The organism is Paenibacillus sp. J2R1T-4 (assembly GCF_059692235.1).
Genome location: NZ_JCAUBA010000001.1, coordinates 407,277 through 425,508 on the forward strand (window position 1 = coordinate 407,277; position 18,232 = coordinate 425,508).

Genomic DNA, 18,232 nt, shown 5'->3' on the forward strand with positions numbered 1-18,232 from the left:
ATGCCTATTTTATCTTCTGCAAATTAACATTGTCAAGTTAATACAAATTGCAACAGCAGACGGCATGCCTGCTATTCGGCCAAATGATTCACAATCATCGCAGCAGCCCCTACTGCCAGTGCTTCTTCCGATAATCTTCCGCGACTGAAAGACACAGGATATGCAGGATAGTACAATGTATTCTTGAGTGCTACCTGAGTGCTCGTCTGATAAAACAATTCATTGCTAGTTACAAGCGGTCCACCCAATATCACACGCTCCGGATGAAGGATGTTCAGAAGATTCGATAACCCTATTCCAAAGTATGTGGCTGCTTGAATAAACAATTCCGTCACCATTCGATCATCTTGTCTGAGCGCTTGCAGCATATGGTTGAAATCAACCAGATCCGGCACCGGTACCAACTCAGACAAAATACTCCTTCTACCTTGCTTTAGTCTGGAGCGAGCTTGTTCTTCCAGTACAGGAATAGAAACATACGACTCCAGGCAACCATACACTTGCGATCGTTCAGGGTGCGGGCGGCCATCTGTTTGAATAATCATATGCCCTACAGAGCCTTCCATATCAACGGCTCCGTAAACCAGATTCCCGTTGGACATCATGGCTGACCTTAACCCTACGCCTGCTCTTACATATAACAGATGCCTGTATTCATTAGGAGCGCCTGCCCAGTATTCAGCGAGCAGCGCCATATTTGCCCCGTTATCAAGTACAACCTGAACCCCAATCGCCTGCTCCAACATCGCAACGATCGGAACCTGGCTCCAGCCAGCAGCTGGGAAGTATAACGGATTCAGAATGGTTCCTTTCAAGCGATCAAGCGGTCCAACAGCGCCAATCCCAAGCCCCAGCAGATCGGTTTGTTCAATCTTGTGTTTGTCGCACAGTTGACGGACTGCTATTCTAACTTGTTCCACCAGTGCTGTCGGTGTCATTAAGTCTGTCATTTCCCAAGAGATGGAATCCAACTTGTCCAGTTGCAAATCGCATAAGACAAGTCGACTGGAGGCCCTTGATATCTCAAGACCTATTGCGAAGGCGGTTTCACGTCGAACCCTGTATAGCAAAGGTCTTCTTCCTCCAGATGACTCCCCATGCCCGCACTCTTCTATCCAACCATTCTCTGTTAACTCGTCGAGCATTCTAGTTAGAGTACTTGAAGTTAGATCACTCTGATCGAGCAATTCAAGCTTGGAGACGATCCCGCGCTTACGAATGGTTCCGAACAATTCTTTTGCTTTCTTACTGGAGATGCGATCTCCGATTCTACGCATAAAGCGCCACCCCTACTAGGCCGGAAAACAAAATCACAAACAAAGGATGCACTTTATATTTCAGCAGCGCGATGAAAGCCCCGGCAAAAATGACGAGAAAGCCTGCCAGATGTATGTCCAAATGATGAATCGCACCGCTTGATAAAGCATACCGTACGGCTGCATAAAAAATTAGCGCGGCCACAATGGGACGCAAGCCGTAGAACGCCGACTCCATCCATGCATGTCTCCTGTAGCGGGCATAGAGCATCCCAACTAAGACGACAAGCAGGAGAGAAGGCAGCACAATACCAAGAGTAGATACAATTGCACCAATGAGTCCAGCTGTCTGGTATCCGACCATAACGGCACTATTCGCCGCAATAGGACCTGGCGACATTCCCGATAATGCAATCATATCAGAAAACTGACGGGCATTCATCCAATTATGAGAAAGCACTTCGTGCTCTATGACTGGCATCATAGAATAACCGCCCCCGAAGGAGATGAAGCCAATCTTCAGAAATGTAAGGAATAGCTGCCATAACAGTTCGATGCTTGTCATATGCCATCACCAAAATAAGAATCATCCTGGACATAGCGAACCGAAGCGAGATGTGCTGACGTCTGCCAACCGAGCTTCGTCTGTAGATGCAGCAGTGCGATACCAAATGCTCCACCAAGTAATATGACCATTATTGGCGAGAGCCATTGCATTAATAACACAATGGCCGTACCTATCATTAGAAGGATTGAAGTTTTATCCGAAATGGAAGTTTTATAGATGCGGTAACCCGCAAATGCAATTAGTGCGACGATCGCAGGGCGAATGCCTTCCATGGCAGCCTGTATTTTAACATTATCCTGTATTGTGGAAAAGCCAATTCCGATCAAGAGAACGATGAGAAAAGTCGGCATAACCATACCCGCAGCCGCAGCAACGGCACCTGCTACGCCTTGCAGGCGGTATCCGACCATGGCCGAGGAGTTCACTCCTACAGCACCCGGAATCGTCTGGGATGCCGCCATAATATCGGTTAAATCGTCTGAGGTGATCCAATTCCGTTTCACTACTATTTCTCTCTCGAAAACAGGGATCATAGCAAAACCCCCGCCGAAAGAAAGCGGAGCAATTCGAAAAAATGCCCAAAATAACTGAACGAGTTTTTTCCAATCCCTATCACGTGATTTCATAGACGTTCCTTCTCTCTCCGAGTGATTATCTTTGATTATACATCACTTTTAATCATTTTGGAATAAAGATTAGTGAGAAGGAGCTGTTATTGAACCAGATTTCTAAAAATTAGGCTGATAACCAACTAATCCGATATACATTAATTCGTTTTGACGGAAATAAGCTCTATTCCTCCCAATCTGTCTCTGCTTGCCATTCTTCCTCCATTGCATGTACCTCTTCGCGGGACATGAGATCGCGAATAATCGTCGTTACGAGTGAGCCGGAATATCCGCGCCGCATCATAAAGGCCATCAGCTTACGCCGCTTATCTGCAGGCTCCCCTTGCATGGATGCCCATTTCTTCTGGGCTAATTGGCTAGCCGCAGCCTGTTCCTCTTCTGGATTCACTTGGGCTAAAGCCTCTTGGATCACTTCTCTCTTTACACCTTTTTGTTGAAGCTCCTGCTGCACCCAACGTCTTCCCTTACGCTCAGCAATAATCCGATGCTCCGCCATTTGGGCTGCAAATTGGGCATCATCCACATAACCTTTATCCTCAAGCCGTTTAAGGGCTTCCTCAATAAGTGATTCTTGATGCCCTTTCCGCTTCAAATACACCTTGATCTCACGTAGAGCTCTTGGTCTTCTGCCGATATAAGCTACTGCTTCAGCCCAGGCTCTTTGCCGTTCTGCATCGACTGTTATTTGTTCAGCAAGACTCGAATCAATTTCTTGTCCTTTGAAAAGTCTATGCATGATCAGAACATCCTCGTGTATAGTAAAGGCAAGCTCATCCTCGATATAAACCAAATACATTTTGGCTTTTTTGGGATGACGCTCAACTGCCGTAACGACTCCGCCATTGTCTCTCATCCTATAATATATCTCCTTTCCTAGTAACACTGCCGTTCCACTCACATATAAAGAGAATGCGCACCTTTGCCGCGTAGCAAAGGTGCGCTCTTCAAATCCCTTTACAATTATTCAAAAGCGGCTAAATCTTCTTCTTCTTCATCGTCCTGAGCATCCATAGCAACCGTTGTAGATAAGTTGCTCATTGATCGGATCTTCTTCTCAATGGTATCCGAAAGCTGCGGGTTATCCTTCAAGAATTGCTTGGCATTCTCGCGACCTTGTCCCAACCGATCACCATCGAAGGAATACCAGGCACCGCTCTTCTGAACTACGTCCATCTCTGAACCGATGTCGATGATGCTGCCTTCTTTGGAAATTCCTTCTCCGTACATAATATCGATATCTGCTTGCTTGAACGGAGGTGCCACCTTGTTCTTAACAACCTTGATCCTTGTGCGATTCCCTACCATATCATTACCTTGCTTGATCGATTCCACTCGACGGACGTCCAATCGAATCGTAGAGTAGAATTTGAGCGCCCTGCCGCCTGGTGTCGTCTCTGGATTACCGAACATTACACCTATCTTCTCACGAAGCTGGTTAATGAAGATAGCAATAACCTTTGACTTGTTAATTGCACCGGACAGCTTACGTAGCGCTTGCGACATCAAGCGCGCTTGAAGTCCAACATGGGAATCCCCCATGTCTCCTTCGATCTCTGCCTTCGGCACGAGAGCTGCAACGGAGTCGACAACAATAATATCGACTGCACCGCTTCGAACAAGTGCTTCTGCAATCTCAAGGGCTTGTTCCCCCGTATCCGGCTGAGATAACAGCAGTTCATCAATGTTGATGCCGAGCTTGCTTGCATAAGACGGATCAAGTGCATGCTCCGCATCAATAAAGGCAGCTGTTCCACCCGCACGTTGCACTTCTGCAATCGCGTGTAGCGCAACCGTCGTCTTACCTGACGATTCCGGACCATATACTTCTATAATTCTTCCACGCGGATAGCCTCCGATGCCAAGTGCGATATCGAGCGCTAAAGACCCGCTCGGAATCGTCTCGACTTGCATATGCGTGGATTCTCCCAATTTCATGATGGAGCCTTTACCAAATTGCTTCTCAATTTGACGTAAGGCATTATCTAGTGCAGCACGGCGATCTGACAAGCTACTCACTTCCTTCTAAGGTTTCTAATTACATGATACCTGTTTTTTGAACCGTTGCCAAGTATTTTTTCGAACATACATTCGCTTTTCGGTTCATTCCTGACTTTGAGTCCAGAGGACAAATAAAAAACCGCAACAAAGTATCTATCACTTTGCTGCGGTTCTTCCGTCAACTCATATTTCAAGTATAACTGTCAGTCGAACTTCTGACAAGCATTTCCTCTTCATTTGCCTCATTAATCTTTCAGACGCAGCCATAACTTATATAAGGCTGCTTTCGCAGCTCTCGCCCGAATCATCTCCCGACCGCCGCCCGACAATTGCAGTCGGAACGTCTCTGCCGGCCGGCCGCGTTCGGCCAGGCCAAGAAAGACGAGTCCAACGGGCTTACCCTCGGACTCCCCAGGCCCTGCTACGCCGGTCACGGCAAGCGCGAAGTCGGCGTTCGCCTTCTCGCGAGCCCCATCGGCTAGCAGCGCTGCAGTCTCGGCGCTAATCGCGCCAGGCGCGCCCTCGCCCTCCAGCACCTCCATAGGCACGCCCAGCATGGCGTGCTTCAGCTCGTTGCTGTAGCAGACGACTCCGCCCCGGAACACCGCTGAGCTGCCCGGCACAGCCGTCAGCATCTCGCTCAGCAGTCCGCCTGTGCAGCTCTCTGCTGCGCTGAGTGTAAGCTTGCGGTCGCTCATTAGCCGCACAATAGCCTCTTCCATGCTGATATCTTCCTCAGCGTAGATATGATCCCCTACACGTTCCCGGATAATCTGCTCCACTCCGTAAATCCGCTCCAAACCCTCTTCAGCCGAAGCTGCGCGAGTAGTAAGTCGAATACAAACCTCGCCCTCCTTGGCGTAAGGAGCAATAGAAGGATCCTGCTGACCCTCGATCAGGTCAATCAGACGATTCTCGAGCAGCGATTCCCCAATCCCCGCAAACTTCAGCATCTTCGAATAAAGAGGAAGGACATCTGTGAGTTTGTCCTGCAGCCATTGCCGCGCATATCGATCAAACATCGGTTTCATTTCTTTTGGGGGACCGGGCAGCAAGATGTAATGGGTGCCTTCATGCGTAAGCGCGGCTCCGATCGCAAGACCTGTATCATTGGTCAATGGGGTGCAGTCCTCAAGCAATAAGGCTTGTCTAGCATTGCTCCTTACCATCTCCACACCACGCGACGAGAATAGTTGAGTAATTTTCTCCATAGAGGGATCATGGATATAAAGGGATCGTCCTAGAAACGCCCCTAATGCATCCTTAGTCAAATCATCTTGCGTAGGCCCAAGTCCACCCGTACATATGATTAGATCCGCCCGTTCTCTGGCCGTCTCGAAGGATTGCTTAATTCTATGTAAGTTATCGCCTACGACCGTTTGAAAGTAAACATTAATACCAAGATCCGCACAGCCCTTGGATAAATATTGCGCATTCGTATTAACGATTTGACCCAGTAGCAGTTCGGTTCCAATTGCGATGATCTCTGCTTTCATTAGCAAACACCTTCTTTTCTGGATAAAATGAAACAAGCCCCTGAAGGGCTTGCTCTATACCTATTTAAGCTGAAGCAGGGATTTGTTCTTAATGAAATAATCGATTCCGGAATAGACCGTTATAAAAGCAGCCGCCCAGCTGGCGATTAGATCAAATGGAACATTAACAAAGGTAAATGGAAAGTTATTCAACAATAAAGCAATAATCGCTGTAATCTGAATACCCGTCTTCCATTTGCCCCATGCACTGGCTGAGATTACAGGCTTGTTCTGCAACAGCCCCACCATGCGCAATCCTGTTACAGCAAATTCACGGCTAATAATAACAATGGCGATCCAAGCGTCAAGCTTTTGCATATCAACGAGAGAAATAAGCACAGCAGATACAAGCAGCTTATCTGCCAGTGGATCAAGCAACATCCCAAGACTCGTAACCATCTTCCGCTTACGTGCGATATAACCGTCCAGACTGTCTGTACTGGCGGCGATAATGAAGATAAGCACAGCGATAATCTGGTTATATGTGATGCTGAACTGCTCAATCTTGATAGGCGGCAAATCTAGCTTAACTAGCAAGAAGAACATAATGACGGGAACGAGAAAAATCCTCGCGACCGTTATACGGTTCGCCAAGTTCATGCGATTCCCTCCCCGGACAAGTCGAATTCAAAGGAATGAGTAATCCGAACCTTTTGCAACTCGCCGATTCCACTAACGCACTTGGTTACGAACACTTCTCCATCTACATCCGGAGCATCGTATTGGGTTCTTCCTATAAAGATATCGTTACGGCCGTCATAGCGCTCGATAAGGACATCCAGCTCTTCTCCGATTCGTTTGCCGTTATGCTCATTGGCAATCTGACGCTGAATTTCCATCAATGTTGTCGCACGCCATTCCTTCACTTCATCTGGCACTTGATCCGGCAGACGCGCAGCTGGTGTGTCGTCTTCTTTGGAATAAGCAAAAACTCCAAGTCGATCGAACTTTATATCCTTAACAAATTGACACAAATTCTCGAAATCCTGCTCCGTCTCACCAGGAAAACCGACTATTAGGGATGTGCGCAGTGCCACACCAGGAATTCGCTCACGCATTTTAGTCAAAAGCTCACGAGCATCCTTCTGACGCCCCGGTCTTCTCATCCGCTTAAGAATCGAATCCTCGCTGTGCTGTAAAGGCATATCGATATATTTGCAAATCTTCGGATTCGAAGCAATTGTCGCTATCAATTCATCCGTGAAGAAGCCCGGATATGCATAGTGGAGCCTTACCCATACAATTCCCGGCACCTCGGTAACTTTGTTAAGAAGGGTCGGGAGCATAAAGGAATCATACAGATCCGTACCGTAATTAGTAGAATCCTGAGCAATCAAGCTTATTTCCCTTACACCTTGTGAAGCTAAATTCTCCACTTCTGCAATTATGGATTCGATACTTCTGCTGCGGAAATTCCCACGCATGATTGGAATACTGCAGAACGTACACGCGTTGTCACATCCCTCAGCAATTTTTACATATGCTGTGTAGCGGGGAGTTGTCATCAATCGAGGCAAAGCAGTCTCGTAGTTAAATACTGGATTACCTACACGAACTGGCTTCTTCCCCTTAAGAGATTCGTCGATAATGTCAACGATATTATGAAAATCTCCAGTACCCACAATACCATCAATTTCTGGCATCTCTTCCATAAGTTGAACTTTGTATCTTTGTGTCAAACACCCGGATACGATTAATGCTTTCAGTTTGGCCGTCTGCTTAAGCTCTGCCATATCCAGAATCGTGTTCACGGATTCTTCCTTCGCGGCGTCAATAAACCCGCAAGTATTAACAATAATCACGGTTGCTTCTTCAGGCTCGTCCACCAATAAATAACCTCTTTGATGCACCAAACCAGACATGATTTCGGAGTCGACCGTGTTTTTCTCGCATCCAAGCGTAACTACTTTTATTTTTTCCGACATTTCAATCCCCCAACTTTTATGCCTATCCTGATCCTAACCTTATCTTTACAAGTATAATATAACGCTTAGAGGGTGTCAAAAAGGACATATACCTACTATGTGAAAACTTTGGAAATACATCGTCCGCCTTATGGTAAACAAAAAAAGCTCCCTTAACAGGAAGCCTCTGCATAACATTCATACCGACAAATTAATAAAATACTCAAACTATAAGCGGACACGTCCCGGTTCCCGGAACATATTCAAAATTCCAAGCACGATATGGGCTAAGCCAAAGCCTAGGATGCCATATCCCCACGCGTAAGGAGTCAAATACCAGCCCAGCAAACTTACAATTGCCCCTAATATAATGACCACCCAGCTAATTGCCATTTTGGATAACCTCACTTAGCTTGCATAGTGTATAACTTAGCCATAGATTACCCTGACAATCAGCATTGTATACGTTATAGTGGCTTCTTTAACTCAATCTGCACATTACGCGCATTCTTAAGATCACCAATCGTAAGAACGGTCCCATTCACTGTAATATCTGCAGCCGCCGGAAGACCTATTACCATATAGATACTAACATCTGACACCCATTCTCTCGTATCGCCCTTCTTGTAGAGTTTCTGCTCCAACAGTTGCCGCTCGGGAACCATCTTGTCAATTCTGAACCAGAACTCCTCACCCTTCACATTCATCTGAACATTCAGCTTATCGGTTTTCTCTACCGAATAATAATCCGTTGTATTATCACTGCGAAGCAGTGTAAGCACCGGGGTAGTTGGCGTAGGCGTTGGAGTCGGAGTTGGTGTACCAGTAGCACCTGGTGAAGCTTTGTCACCGCCCGCAACGAGCCCACCATTGCCGTTAGATTGCCCCTTCGTGTCAGGTGTACTTTTCTCCGTGATTTTATCATTGTCATCCACTTGTTTCTTAGAATCCCCATCATACGTTTGATTGATGAAGAAATAAATAACGCCAAGAATGAGCATGACAAACGCCAACATAAGAATGGTAGAAGCCCATTTGCTGATTTTGTCTGTGTTTCGAGCATGTGTTTTTTTGCGTCTGATTGGCTCTACCGTAGCTTCTACAGTGGGGGCTGGTATTACATTGCGATATAAGGCGAGCACTTCATTAGGGTCCAGTCCCACGGACTCGGCGTAGCTTTTGATAAAAGCACGGACGTAAAAGCTTCCCGGCAATATACTATAGTCTCCCGTTTCAATTGCTTCCAAATATCGCTTCCTAATCTTTGTGATCTCTTCCAATTGTTCCAAAGAAATATCGTTTTCCAATCTCGCTTTTCGTAATAACTGTCCCAGGTCCGACACGCTGTCGTCACCTCCTGAATGAACGTCTATGCTGCAATGCGTGCAATGCGAGTGTTAGAAGCCTTCATGTTCAATATTAATAAAACTCTCGTAGGATATCTCTTCATCAGGATTATTTCTTAATTCAATAATGTAGTCAAAGTTCTCATATGTATACTCAGATTCACGAATAAATATATCCGGGTGCTCGATTACTTTGGTGGAAGGCATTCTCATGATCTCCCGAAGAAGGCTGTGATGTTTCTCATTAGCCCGAAGCGTGGAGACGATCCCGTCAATGATGAAGACATTGTTATAGCTCATCTCGTCTTCCGATAATTGACTGCGCACCGTTTGTCTAAGCAAGGTTGAGGATACAAAGGTCCAGCGTTTCTGAGCACACACACTGCCAGCAATAATGGACTCTGTCTTGCCAACCCTGGGCATTCCTCTCAAGCCAATGACCTGATTGCCCTCTCGTTTACATATTTCCCCCAGAAAGTCTACCAATAACCCCAATTCGTCTCTGGTGAACCGAAATGTCTTCCGATCATCCGAATCTCGCTCGATATACCTTCCGTGGCGAACAGCTAGTATATCCACAAGCTTTGGTGCGCGCAAAGCGGTAACGGTTATATTATCCACTTTTTTTAACATCTTACCCATAAGTTCTATTTTTTCATCATCATTCGTTTGCAGGAGCATGCCCCGAGTCTTATCCTCTACCCCATTAATCGTCATAATGTTAATTTCAAGCATCCCCATAAGTGAAGCTATATCTCCTAATAAGCCAGGACGATTCTTATGTATCTTATATTCCATATACCACTGCTTAACTTCCATTCAAACACCCCTTATGTTGATAGCAATGCTGAGAAACCGCGAAATTAGTCGATCTTTATTAAGATTCTACAGTTTTCGCCTCTTTCCTCCTCTATCGCACTAATTTTTTCGAGTGAGGCATGCGGAAAGCCTCCTTGGACCAGGAGGCTTCACCGTCACACAGTATAAGCTTTATTTCACGAGTTTGACCATTATGCGGGCCAGGATCTGCTTTTCTCCTTCATCAGCAACATCCCACATCTCCTTGAGAACTCGCTCTTCCTTATTCTCCGGATCGATCTTATCTGACAAGAATTCACCAATCTGTACGGCAAGCTTGGAGATTGTCTCATCACTCATTCCAGCTTTATGTGCTTGATCAACCCGCTCAGCCAGGAACGATTTCCACTTCTCAAAGCTTTTTAATACTGTCGACATAATGACACACTCCCTCGAGAAATTAGTGATGCAACCGTTGCAGTTGTAGGATGAGCATTCTGCATCCCGATTATGCCGTTATAAGCATCACCAATTAAAGGAAGAGCTTGTTGTGTACTATCGTCTGTCTACAATCAGGTTAACCAACCGCCATTTGGACTTATTATTTGTCCAGTTATGTATCCGGACTCAGGGAGGGCGATAAAATAAACAAGGGAAGCAATTTCATCCGGTTGAGCGAACCTGCCTGCTGGAATTTCATCCTTTAACGCTTGTTTCTCCTGCGGGTTCAAGTTGTTGTTCATCGTCGTTTCAACCACTCCCGGAGCAACTGCGTTCACCGTTACTCCTGATGGAGCCAGTTCCTTGGCCAGTGATTTGGTGAAGGCATTCACACCGCCCTTTGCGGTGGAGTACAGGACCTCACAGGAAGCGCCAGATATCCCCCAGATCGAAGATACATTGATTATGCGGCCATATTTCTGATTCACCATATGTGACATGAAAAGTTGCGTACAAAGGAACATTCCTCTCAAGTTGATATTCATCACTTGATCCCATTCCTCTTCCGTCACATCGGCTAACATGCCAACGTGGGCAATGCCAGCATTATTTACCAGAATGTCTGGCAGCATGTCGTGCTGCTCCATCTTTTCCTTCATCCGTTGAAGCTGATCCTTGGAACGAAGATCCGCCGTCACCGTCAGCACCTTTACTCCATGAGCCAGACATGCTCTCGCTACCTCATTGGCTGCTTCATGCGCATTCAAGTAATGGATAACTACTTGCATTCCTACCGAAGCGAATCGTTCCGCAACAGCTGCACCAATCCCCCGGCTAGCTCCAGTGATTAGTACCGTTGTCTCGGCAAGAGGTTTACTCATGAGGAGTCTTCTCTCCTTTAGGACTTTGCACCATACAGCTCGCCAGTCTGTCAAAGTCAACATGCTCGGTTAAGCGGATATTCGCATCCTCAATCGTGATCGATTCATATACTTGCAGCACTTCGAATAGATGCGTTCCTTTGAATTCGTATTTGGTAAATTCATTCGCCATTGCTTCTGCTGAATTCATCATCCGGAGGAAGGCGCCGATTTTCTTACGTTTGCTGCGTTCAAAAGATTCTTGGTCGATTCCATTCTCCACGGCACGTTTCAATTCTGCCGATACTCGACGGAGCAATTCCTCAGGATCCTTCGTATCTCCGCCCATTACAGAAAAGGCGTAATTACTACCGCAGTTAAATTCATGTCCAAATGCATCCGAGATAATCCCGTCATCATATAACTGCTGGTACAAGGAAGAGCTAGGACTTAGCAAAGCGTCAAGAACAAGCTTCGTTGTAAGCTCATTGCGCAGCAAAGCATCACCTGACTGAGGCTGGGCGGGCTCTTTGAAGCCAAACATGAATTTGGGCAGAGAGACTGGAAGCTCAATCAGCTTCTGCTTTTCTTTCACTTGGTTCGGTTCTTTGTCAAAGAATCGGTGGATTTCCCCCTGAGGCTCGAACGATTTGGCCGCCTGATTATCCTTAACAAGCTGAAGAATCGATTCCGGCTCGATCCCGCCAACAATGAATAAGCTCATGTTGCTAGGATGATAAAAAGAGTGATAACACGTATAGAGCATTTCTTTGGTAATATGAGAAATGGACTCCACCGTACCCGCAATATCTATGCGGACTGGATGCTCAATATAGAGAGCTTCAATTAGTCCGAAGTAAACACGCCAGTCAGGATTGTCACTATACATGTCAATTTCTTGACCGATGATGCCTTTCTCCTTTTCCACATTTTGATCAGTAAAATAAGGATTCTGCACGAAATCAATCAAGGTAGTCAGATTCTGTTCAATATTCTCCGTAGCCGAGAACAAATACACGGTTCGATCAAAACTCGTAAAAGCATTCGCAGAAGCCCCAAGCGAGGCGAATTTGGCGAAAATATCGCCCTCTGGTTCTTCAAACATCTTGTGCTCTAAGAAATGCGCAATCCCGTCTGGCACTTGATGCTTTTCCCGACCCTCAACTTGAAAGTGATTATCGATGGACCCATAATGAGTTGAGAACGTGGCATACGTTTTGTTGAATCCCGCTTTGGGGAGAATATATACATTCAAGCCGTTCGGCAGACGTTCATGATACAGCGTTTCTTGCAGTTTAGTAAAAGGTATAGCTTGCATGGTCAATTCTCTCCCTTCCGGTCTCTTAAAAAGTAGATCGTATCCAGTTGGATGGTCTCCGCTACCTTCTGAATATCAGCGATTGTAACGGCTTCGATGGCCTCAATCAGCTGTGCCAGTGTTCTTGATTTGCCTGATAATTGGCTATTGAAGTCAAGCGCGATCATCTCAAAGGCTGAATCTCTACTCTCTCTCAGCTGGTTCGCAATCATAGCCTTGGTTTGGGAAATCTCAAGCTCACTGATCTCACCTTTACTCATGGCTTCAAGCTGCTGCTTCATGATCTCGACTGCTTTTTCATAATTGGCGATCTCAATCCCGGACTGTAATGTGAGTATTCCTTTATGCCCGTCAAGACGTGAAGAAGCATAGTAAGCCAGACTCTCTTTTTCACGGACGTTGATAAAAAGCTTAGAATGCGCGTAACCGCCAAGTATTCCGTTATACAACAAGGCTGCAGGGTACTGATCATCTGCATATGTGATCGATGTGCGCAGCCCCATATTAAGCTTCCCCTGACTGACATCCAGCCGCTCCACAATCTCTTTTACTCCTCGCTTGGCCTGTACTGCTGCCTTCATCTCGTAACGGGTTTCCTGTTCTCGATTCAAGCTGAAAGCTCGGCCAACTATTTGTTTGACTTCCGCAAGCGTCGTATCGCCCACTACATAAATGTCGATTGGCGCACTAAGCAGCCATTGGCGATAGGATTCGTACAAGCCTTTTGGCGTAATGTCGGGAAGATCACTCAAACGGCCTAATGGGAATAACTTATAGGGTTCATCTTTACACATCTCTTCCAGACAACGCTCGGCCGCATACCGGATTTTGTCGTTAATGAGTGATTCCAGTTTTTTCTGGACTGTGATTTTCTCAGCATTGACGTATTTCTCGCGGAATGAACCACCCTCTAATACTGGATCACATATTGCTTCCCCTACGAATTCCATGCCTTGCTCTAATAATCCGCTTACTCCATCCAGGAATTGATCCTGAATTAGATCCATTCTGAACTGCACAATCTGATAATCTCCGCGTTTGAATACGTCAAAGCCAAATCCAGCTCCATACAGATCATCCAGTTTTTCGCGGAATTGTTTGGTTTCTGGCAGCTTGGATGTTCCCCGACGCAGGACGAACGGGGCAAGAGCTACTGATGTTACGGTTTGCTCGGACAACGGATGGCCTATGTATACCGTGATGGCGGTTGTTTTGAACTGCTTTGTCGGCATGACGTGAAGTCGGATCTGGTTCACTGAATCTCTTTCAAAAGAGCTGGCGTTCGGTTTCAACTGTGTATGCTCCCTTCCTTGGAGTCCGTATTTATAGGTATCTTCTACCAATGTATCGGACTTCTTCTCATTATATTCTCCCAGAAACAGAAGAAGCAACCTAGTCAGGTCACTTCTATGTTCTCCTATTCAATTAATTACAGAAAATATGCTTTCCGATCTTTTTAACTTGTACCCTTGTCCAAATCCACTTTGATGTGGCCGTCTCCGGGTTGAAGTAATACAAGCATCCTCCAGATGGATCATAACCATTTAATGCGTCTTGTACAGCTTTTTTGGCTGTCTCATTGGGAGTTAACCAAATCTGTCCGTCGGCTACGGCTGTAAAAGCACCAGGTTGAAAAATAACTCCGGATACCGTGTTAGGGAAGCTGGATGACTTTACCCGGTTCAGAATAACTGCGGCCACAGCAATTTGCCCGACATAAGGCTCCCCGCGAGATTCTCCATACACGGCATTCGCCATCAGGTTCAAATCCTGGTCTGATAACCCCAGATGGTTGGAAGCCGGCAGGCCGCCGCTAGTCTGTGGAGCTTGTGGGGACGGAGAAGCTGCTGCGCCCGCTTGCTTACGAGGTGTCTTATCCGGAGTCCAAGCTTTTGTAGCTTCCCAGAGCTTGAGCTTCGTCTTGGAGCCTGCAACACCATCGACCTTCATTCCGAATTTGTATTGAAAATTTTTGACGGATTGCTGTGTTTTGGGACCGAACTCTCCATCTACTTGTCCAAAATAGAAGCCTAAGTATTTAAGACGGCCTTGAAGCTCGTATACATCTTCCCCTTTGGAGCCGTATTTGATTATGGCATTGCTGAAAGTTTGTTCCGTTTGTAAGCTGTGCTTCACCTGCATCGAAACGAACAGGAGCAGCAAGACGCTGAGTGTGATAAGAAGAATACGTTTGTTCATGTGATTCGCTCAACCTTCCTGATCTGGATGTGATCGCATTTTCTCTTAGTATGAGGAAGGGTGTCATAATATATGCAGGTTGGCGCTTGAGGGGCAGGAAAAAGTGGGATTGAAGCTCTGTAAGTTGCTCCAGAGAGGATAAGGGTTACAATCGCTCTTGAACGCACGTCGCAGGATTGTATTTTTATAGGGTAGCGACATGCGTTCAAAGGCGACCGCTTCGCTTTTCCACTCCTCATCCCCTCTTCCGCTCAAGAGCTTCGACAACAGGAAGAAGCCCCTCAAGGCTTTGAGGGGGAGGGCAGAGAAGGGCGTGAAGCTCTATAGTCGCTCAGAGAGGATGAGGGTTACAATCGCTGTTGAACGCACGTCGCAGGATTGTATTTTTATAGGGTAGCGACGTGTGTTCAAAGGCGACCGCTTCGCTTTTCCACTCCTCATCCCCTCTTCCGCTCGAGCTTCGACAACAGGAAGAAGCCCCTCAAGGCTTTGAGGGGGAGGGCAGAGAAGGGCGTGAAGCTCTATAGTCGCTCCAGAGAGGATGAGGGTTACAATCGCTCTTGAACGCACGTCGCAGGATTGTATTTTTATAGGGTAGCGACGTGCGTTCAAAGGCGACCGCTTCGCTTTTCCACTCCTCATCCCCTCTTCTGCTCGAGCTTCGACAACAGGAAGAAGCCCCTCAAGGCTTTGAGGGGTTCAATGGTTATTAAGAAGTAACACGGTTATGGTGGTATTGCTCATAGGAGACGAGCACTTCGCGCGGCTTGCTGCCCTCGTAAGGCCCGACTATCCCTTTGGCTTCCATTGAGTCGATCAATCTGGCAGCACGCGTGTAGCCTACTCTCATCCTGCGCTGGAGCAAGGACACCGATGCTTGCTTGGCCTCAAGTACGATTTGAACGGCCTGATCAAACAATTCATCTTCGAACTCGTCAACAGCATCCGTTGCTTCTTCGATCTCAGGCACTAGCTCCTCTTGATAGTTGGCTTTCTCTTGATGACTGACGAAGGAGACAACAGCTTCAACTTCAGAATCGGAGAGAAATGCCCCTTGCACACGGACAGGCTTGGAAGCACCCATAGGCAGGAAGAGCATATCTCCTCGACCCAGCAGTTTCTCTGCCCCGACCATATCCAGGATCGTCCGGGAATCGACCTGAGATGATACTCCGAATGCGATACGTGAAGGGATGTTGGCTTTAATTACCCCCGTGATGACATCTACGGAAGGCCGCTGAGTAGCGATGATTAGATGGATCCCGGCGGCACGAGCCATTTGCGCCAGACGGCAGATCGCATCCTCCACATCATTCGCTGCCACCATCATTAGATCTGCAAGCTCATCGACAATGACAACGATATAAGGCAATGGCGCCCCTTCCTTTTTCTCTACAAGCATCGTATTGTACCCTTCAATATTTCGTGTACCGCTCTTGGAGAACATCTCATACCGCTTCTCCATCTCCAAAACAACCTTCTTCAATGCCAAAGATGCTCTTTTGGGATCGGTCACAACAGGTGCGAGCAAATGAGGTATCCCATTATATACGTTAAGCTCCACCATCTTGGGGTCAATCATAAGGAATTTGACTTCATCGGGTTTTGCTTTATACAAAATGCTAGTTATGATCCCGTTTATACATACGGATTTACCTGATCCAGTTGCCCCAGCAACAAGCAAATGGGGCATACGCGCTAGATTACCCACAATAGCTTGTCCTGCAATATCACGACCGAAAGCAATACTTAGCTTTGAAGCGGAATCATGGAAAACTGAGCTCTCCATTACTTCACGCATGGTAACAATGGATACTTCTGTGTTTGGTACTTCAATCCCTATGGCCGACTTACCTGGAATCGGAGCTTCCATCCGAATGTCTTTGGCCGCTAATGCAAGGGCTATATCATCCGTTAGACTCACAATTCGACTCACCTTAACACCCACATCAGGTTGAATTTCGTATCGCGTGACGGAAGGCCCCCGTACAACCTCTAATACTTTCGTACGAACACCAAAACTCTCTAGCGTGGATTCAAGCTTCTTGGCCACGAGCTTGTAATCCGTCTGTTCCGACCCTTTTCCCATCCCTGCAGGCTTGGAAAGCAATTGAAAAGAAGGCAGCTCATATGGCTTTGTTTGTACAGCCGCGTTTTCTTCCTTGCCAAAAGAAAGCTCCGTATCTGTAACTTCTTCCTCTGCTTGCGACCCGGTCTTTATAGCAGCTTGCCCTGCTTTTGTTACAGGAGGTTTCACCCACGATGCATGAATCGTCCCATTTTCTTGCTCTACTTGCTCTTGAAAATCACGAATTACCGGCACTTCTGGACCTTGATCTACTTCTGTTCTCAATGAACTTTCTATAATTGGATGCTGTACGGTGTTATCCGCGAAGTCATCTTCGTAATCTTCATCAATTGGGATCTTCTTATTGCTTTGTTCATTAAGCTCCTTACCCGTTGCGCTCTGACGTTTTCCACCGAATAGTTGGAAAAACACTGGTTTTTTCTTCTCGCGGATAATAACAGGCAGCTCATCATCCATTTCATCATCATCCGGTATGTAAGCAGCAGGCACAGGTTTCATTCGTGCAGATGTCTTCACTTTCACTGTTGGTTTAGGTCTTCCTTTTAGCAGCGCTAACATCTCGTTCAAGCTTTGCTTAATAGAATTACCTGTTCCACGGAACAGCCCGCGAAGCTTAGCTCCCATATCCACATAGGAGAATCCAGTGATGAGAATAAAACCAATGGCAAACATAGTATATTCAATTAACTTGGCTCCTAAATTATCGAACAGCATATATAAGATGGCGTATAAAAAAGCCCCTATCATACCTCCCCCGACTTGATGGGATAAAATTTCAGCCCCTTGCACCGTTGGGCTTAATCCATCAATAAGGCTTGTCCAAGTCTGGCTAATAATCCATCTGGCCGATAACATCTGTTCATTAGGATCGAGCTGTTGAAACATCGTGATATGATTCATGATTAAAAAACCGGTCAGAACAAGCAACCATCCTGATTTACGTGCTGACCAATGATTCGGCCAAGTCCGTCTGATCATCGCATATAAGCCAATATAAATAAAAATAACGGGGATGACCCAATCGAACACTCCAATGAAAAATCGGAATAAATAAGTTAACGACCTGGCCACTGATCCCTGCTCTGATAGCGCGATGATGGAAAAGATAAGGATGAGAATGCCGTATAGCTCGTACTTCAATTGTACGGTTAAGGAACCGTTTTTCTTTTTTCGCTTAGCCAAGTCTTACACCTCCAATGCTATATTATACCATACCTGAAAAAGCTGTATAAGGACTAATTACAACCCCTCATAAACAAACAAAAAGCCCCACAATGCGACATGGAGGCTT

Annotated in this window: 17 protein-coding genes; all 17 read right to left on the reverse strand. The window is 46.3% G+C overall.

Going from position 1 to position 18,232, the window contains the following annotated elements:
* Nucleotides 1-71 precede the first annotated feature (71 nt).
* Entirely contained in the window at nt 72-1,277 is a 1,206-nt protein-coding gene (locus tag AC58QD_RS01990) for an ROK family protein (protein WP_497329452.1), read from the reverse strand.
* Nucleotides 1,270-1,821 (reverse strand): chromate transporter, encoded by a 552-nt coding sequence (locus tag AC58QD_RS01995; RefSeq protein ID WP_497329454.1) that lies wholly within the window; start codon nt 1,819-1,821, stop codon nt 1,270-1,272. Before AC58QD_RS01995 ends, AC58QD_RS01990 begins: the two co-directional genes overlap by 8 nt.
* Complete coding sequence (locus tag AC58QD_RS02000; RefSeq protein ID WP_497329456.1) at nt 1,818-2,450, reverse strand: chromate transporter; 633 nt, start codon at nt 2,448-2,450, stop codon at nt 1,818-1,820. The genes AC58QD_RS01995 and AC58QD_RS02000 overlap by 4 nt, the downstream gene beginning before the upstream one ends.
* Before the next feature lie 166 nt (nt 2,451-2,616).
* Nucleotides 2,617-3,306, reverse strand: coding sequence for a regulatory protein RecX (locus AC58QD_RS02005; protein WP_497329458.1), 690 nt, complete (start codon nt 3,304-3,306; stop codon nt 2,617-2,619).
* A gap of 107 nt (nt 3,307-3,413) precedes the next feature.
* Nucleotides 3,414-4,460 carry a recombinase RecA gene (recA, locus tag AC58QD_RS02010; RefSeq protein WP_497329460.1) on the reverse strand — a complete coding sequence of 349 codons (1,047 nt, stop codon included), beginning with the start codon at nt 4,458-4,460 and terminating at the stop codon, nt 3,414-3,416.
* A 236-nt stretch (nt 4,461-4,696) separates the two neighbouring features.
* Complete coding sequence (locus AC58QD_RS02015) at nt 4,697-5,947, reverse strand: competence/damage-inducible protein A (RefSeq protein WP_497329462.1); 1,251 nt, start codon at nt 5,945-5,947, stop codon at nt 4,697-4,699.
* Nucleotides 5,948-6,007: 60 nt separating this feature from the next.
* Entirely contained in the window at nt 6,008-6,586 is a 579-nt protein-coding gene (gene pgsA / locus AC58QD_RS02020; RefSeq protein WP_497329464.1) for a CDP-diacylglycerol--glycerol-3-phosphate 3-phosphatidyltransferase, read from the reverse strand.
* Complete coding sequence (gene rimO, locus AC58QD_RS02025; protein WP_497329466.1) at nt 6,583-7,911, reverse strand: 30S ribosomal protein S12 methylthiotransferase RimO; 1,329 nt, start codon at nt 7,909-7,911, stop codon at nt 6,583-6,585. Before rimO ends, pgsA begins: the two co-directional genes overlap by 4 nt.
* A gap of 207 nt (nt 7,912-8,118) precedes the next feature.
* Complete coding sequence (locus AC58QD_RS02030; RefSeq protein ID WP_497329468.1) at nt 8,119-8,283, reverse strand: hypothetical protein; 165 nt, start codon at nt 8,281-8,283, stop codon at nt 8,119-8,121.
* 74 nt (nt 8,284-8,357) lie between these two features.
* Nucleotides 8,358-9,233 (reverse strand): helix-turn-helix domain-containing protein, encoded by an 876-nt coding sequence (locus AC58QD_RS02035; RefSeq protein ID WP_497329470.1) that lies wholly within the window; start codon nt 9,231-9,233, stop codon nt 8,358-8,360.
* Between the two features lie 54 nt (nt 9,234-9,287).
* Entirely contained in the window at nt 9,288-10,055 is a 768-nt protein-coding gene (locus tag AC58QD_RS02040) for a DUF3388 domain-containing protein (RefSeq protein ID WP_497329472.1), read from the reverse strand.
* Between the two features lie 171 nt (nt 10,056-10,226).
* Nucleotides 10,227-10,472, reverse strand: coding sequence for a DUF3243 domain-containing protein (locus tag AC58QD_RS02045; protein WP_497329474.1), 246 nt, complete (start codon nt 10,470-10,472; stop codon nt 10,227-10,229).
* 134 nt (nt 10,473-10,606) lie between these two features.
* Entirely contained in the window at nt 10,607-11,356 is a 750-nt protein-coding gene (gene ymfI / locus AC58QD_RS02050) for an elongation factor P 5-aminopentanone reductase (protein ID WP_497329476.1), read from the reverse strand.
* Nucleotides 11,349-12,653: an EF-P 5-aminopentanol modification-associated protein YfmH gene (gene yfmH, locus AC58QD_RS02055; protein WP_497329478.1), complete on the reverse strand. Its 1,305-nt coding sequence runs from the start codon at nt 12,651-12,653 to the stop codon at nt 11,349-11,351. Before yfmH ends, ymfI begins: the two co-directional genes overlap by 8 nt.
* Nucleotides 12,654-12,655: 2 nt before the next feature.
* Nucleotides 12,656-13,945: an EF-P 5-aminopentanol modification-associated protein YfmF gene (yfmF, locus tag AC58QD_RS02060; RefSeq protein WP_497329480.1), complete on the reverse strand. Its 1,290-nt coding sequence runs from the start codon at nt 13,943-13,945 to the stop codon at nt 12,656-12,658.
* A gap of 133 nt (nt 13,946-14,078) precedes the next feature.
* On the reverse strand, nt 14,079-14,852 hold the full coding sequence (gene sleB, locus AC58QD_RS02065) for a spore cortex-lytic enzyme (protein ID WP_497329482.1): 774 nt from the start codon (nt 14,850-14,852) through the stop codon (nt 14,079-14,081).
* Between the two features lie 709 nt (nt 14,853-15,561).
* Complete coding sequence (locus tag AC58QD_RS02070; RefSeq protein WP_497329484.1) at nt 15,562-18,123, reverse strand: FtsK/SpoIIIE family DNA translocase; 2,562 nt, start codon at nt 18,121-18,123, stop codon at nt 15,562-15,564.
* Between the last annotated feature and the right edge of the window lie 109 nt (nt 18,124-18,232).

What these genes read in the sequence shown, in the direction of transcription:
- AC58QD_RS01990 (WP_497329452.1), bottom strand. Translation starts at nt 1,277, where the DNA reads ATGCGTAGAATCGGAGATCGCATCTCCAGTAAGAAAGCAAAAGAATTG.
- AC58QD_RS01995 (WP_497329454.1), bottom strand. Translation starts at nt 1,821, where the DNA reads ATGACAAGCATCGAACTGTTATGGCAGCTATTCCTTACATTTCTGAAG.
- AC58QD_RS02000 (WP_497329456.1), bottom strand. Translation starts at nt 2,450, where the DNA reads ATGAAATCACGTGATAGGGATTGGAAAAAACTCGTTCAGTTATTTTGG.
- AC58QD_RS02005 (WP_497329458.1), bottom strand. Translation starts at nt 3,306, where the DNA reads ATGAGAGACAATGGCGGAGTCGTTACGGCAGTTGAGCGTCATCCCAAA.
- AC58QD_RS02015 (WP_497329462.1), bottom strand. Translation starts at nt 5,947, where the DNA reads ATGAAAGCAGAGATCATCGCAATTGGAACCGAACTGCTACTGGGTCAA.
- pgsA (WP_497329464.1), bottom strand. Translation starts at nt 6,586, where the DNA reads ATGAACTTGGCGAACCGTATAACGGTCGCGAGGATTTTTCTCGTTCCC.
- rimO (WP_497329466.1), bottom strand. Translation starts at nt 7,911, where the DNA reads ATGTCGGAAAAAATAAAAGTAGTTACGCTTGGATGCGAGAAAAACACG.
- AC58QD_RS02030 (WP_497329468.1), bottom strand. Translation starts at nt 8,283, where the DNA reads ATGGCAATTAGCTGGGTGGTCATTATATTAGGGGCAATTGTAAGTTTG.
- AC58QD_RS02040 (WP_497329472.1), bottom strand. Translation starts at nt 10,055, where the DNA reads ATGGAAGTTAAGCAGTGGTATATGGAATATAAGATACATAAGAATCGT.
- AC58QD_RS02045 (WP_497329474.1), bottom strand. Translation starts at nt 10,472, where the DNA reads ATGTCGACAGTATTAAAAAGCTTTGAGAAGTGGAAATCGTTCCTGGCT.
- ymfI (WP_497329476.1), bottom strand. Translation starts at nt 11,356, where the DNA reads ATGAGTAAACCTCTTGCCGAGACAACGGTACTAATCACTGGAGCTAGC.
- yfmH (WP_497329478.1), bottom strand. Translation starts at nt 12,653, where the DNA reads ATGCAAGCTATACCTTTTACTAAACTGCAAGAAACGCTGTATCATGAA.
- sleB (WP_497329482.1), bottom strand. Translation starts at nt 14,852, where the DNA reads ATGAACAAACGTATTCTTCTTATCACACTCAGCGTCTTGCTGCTCCTG.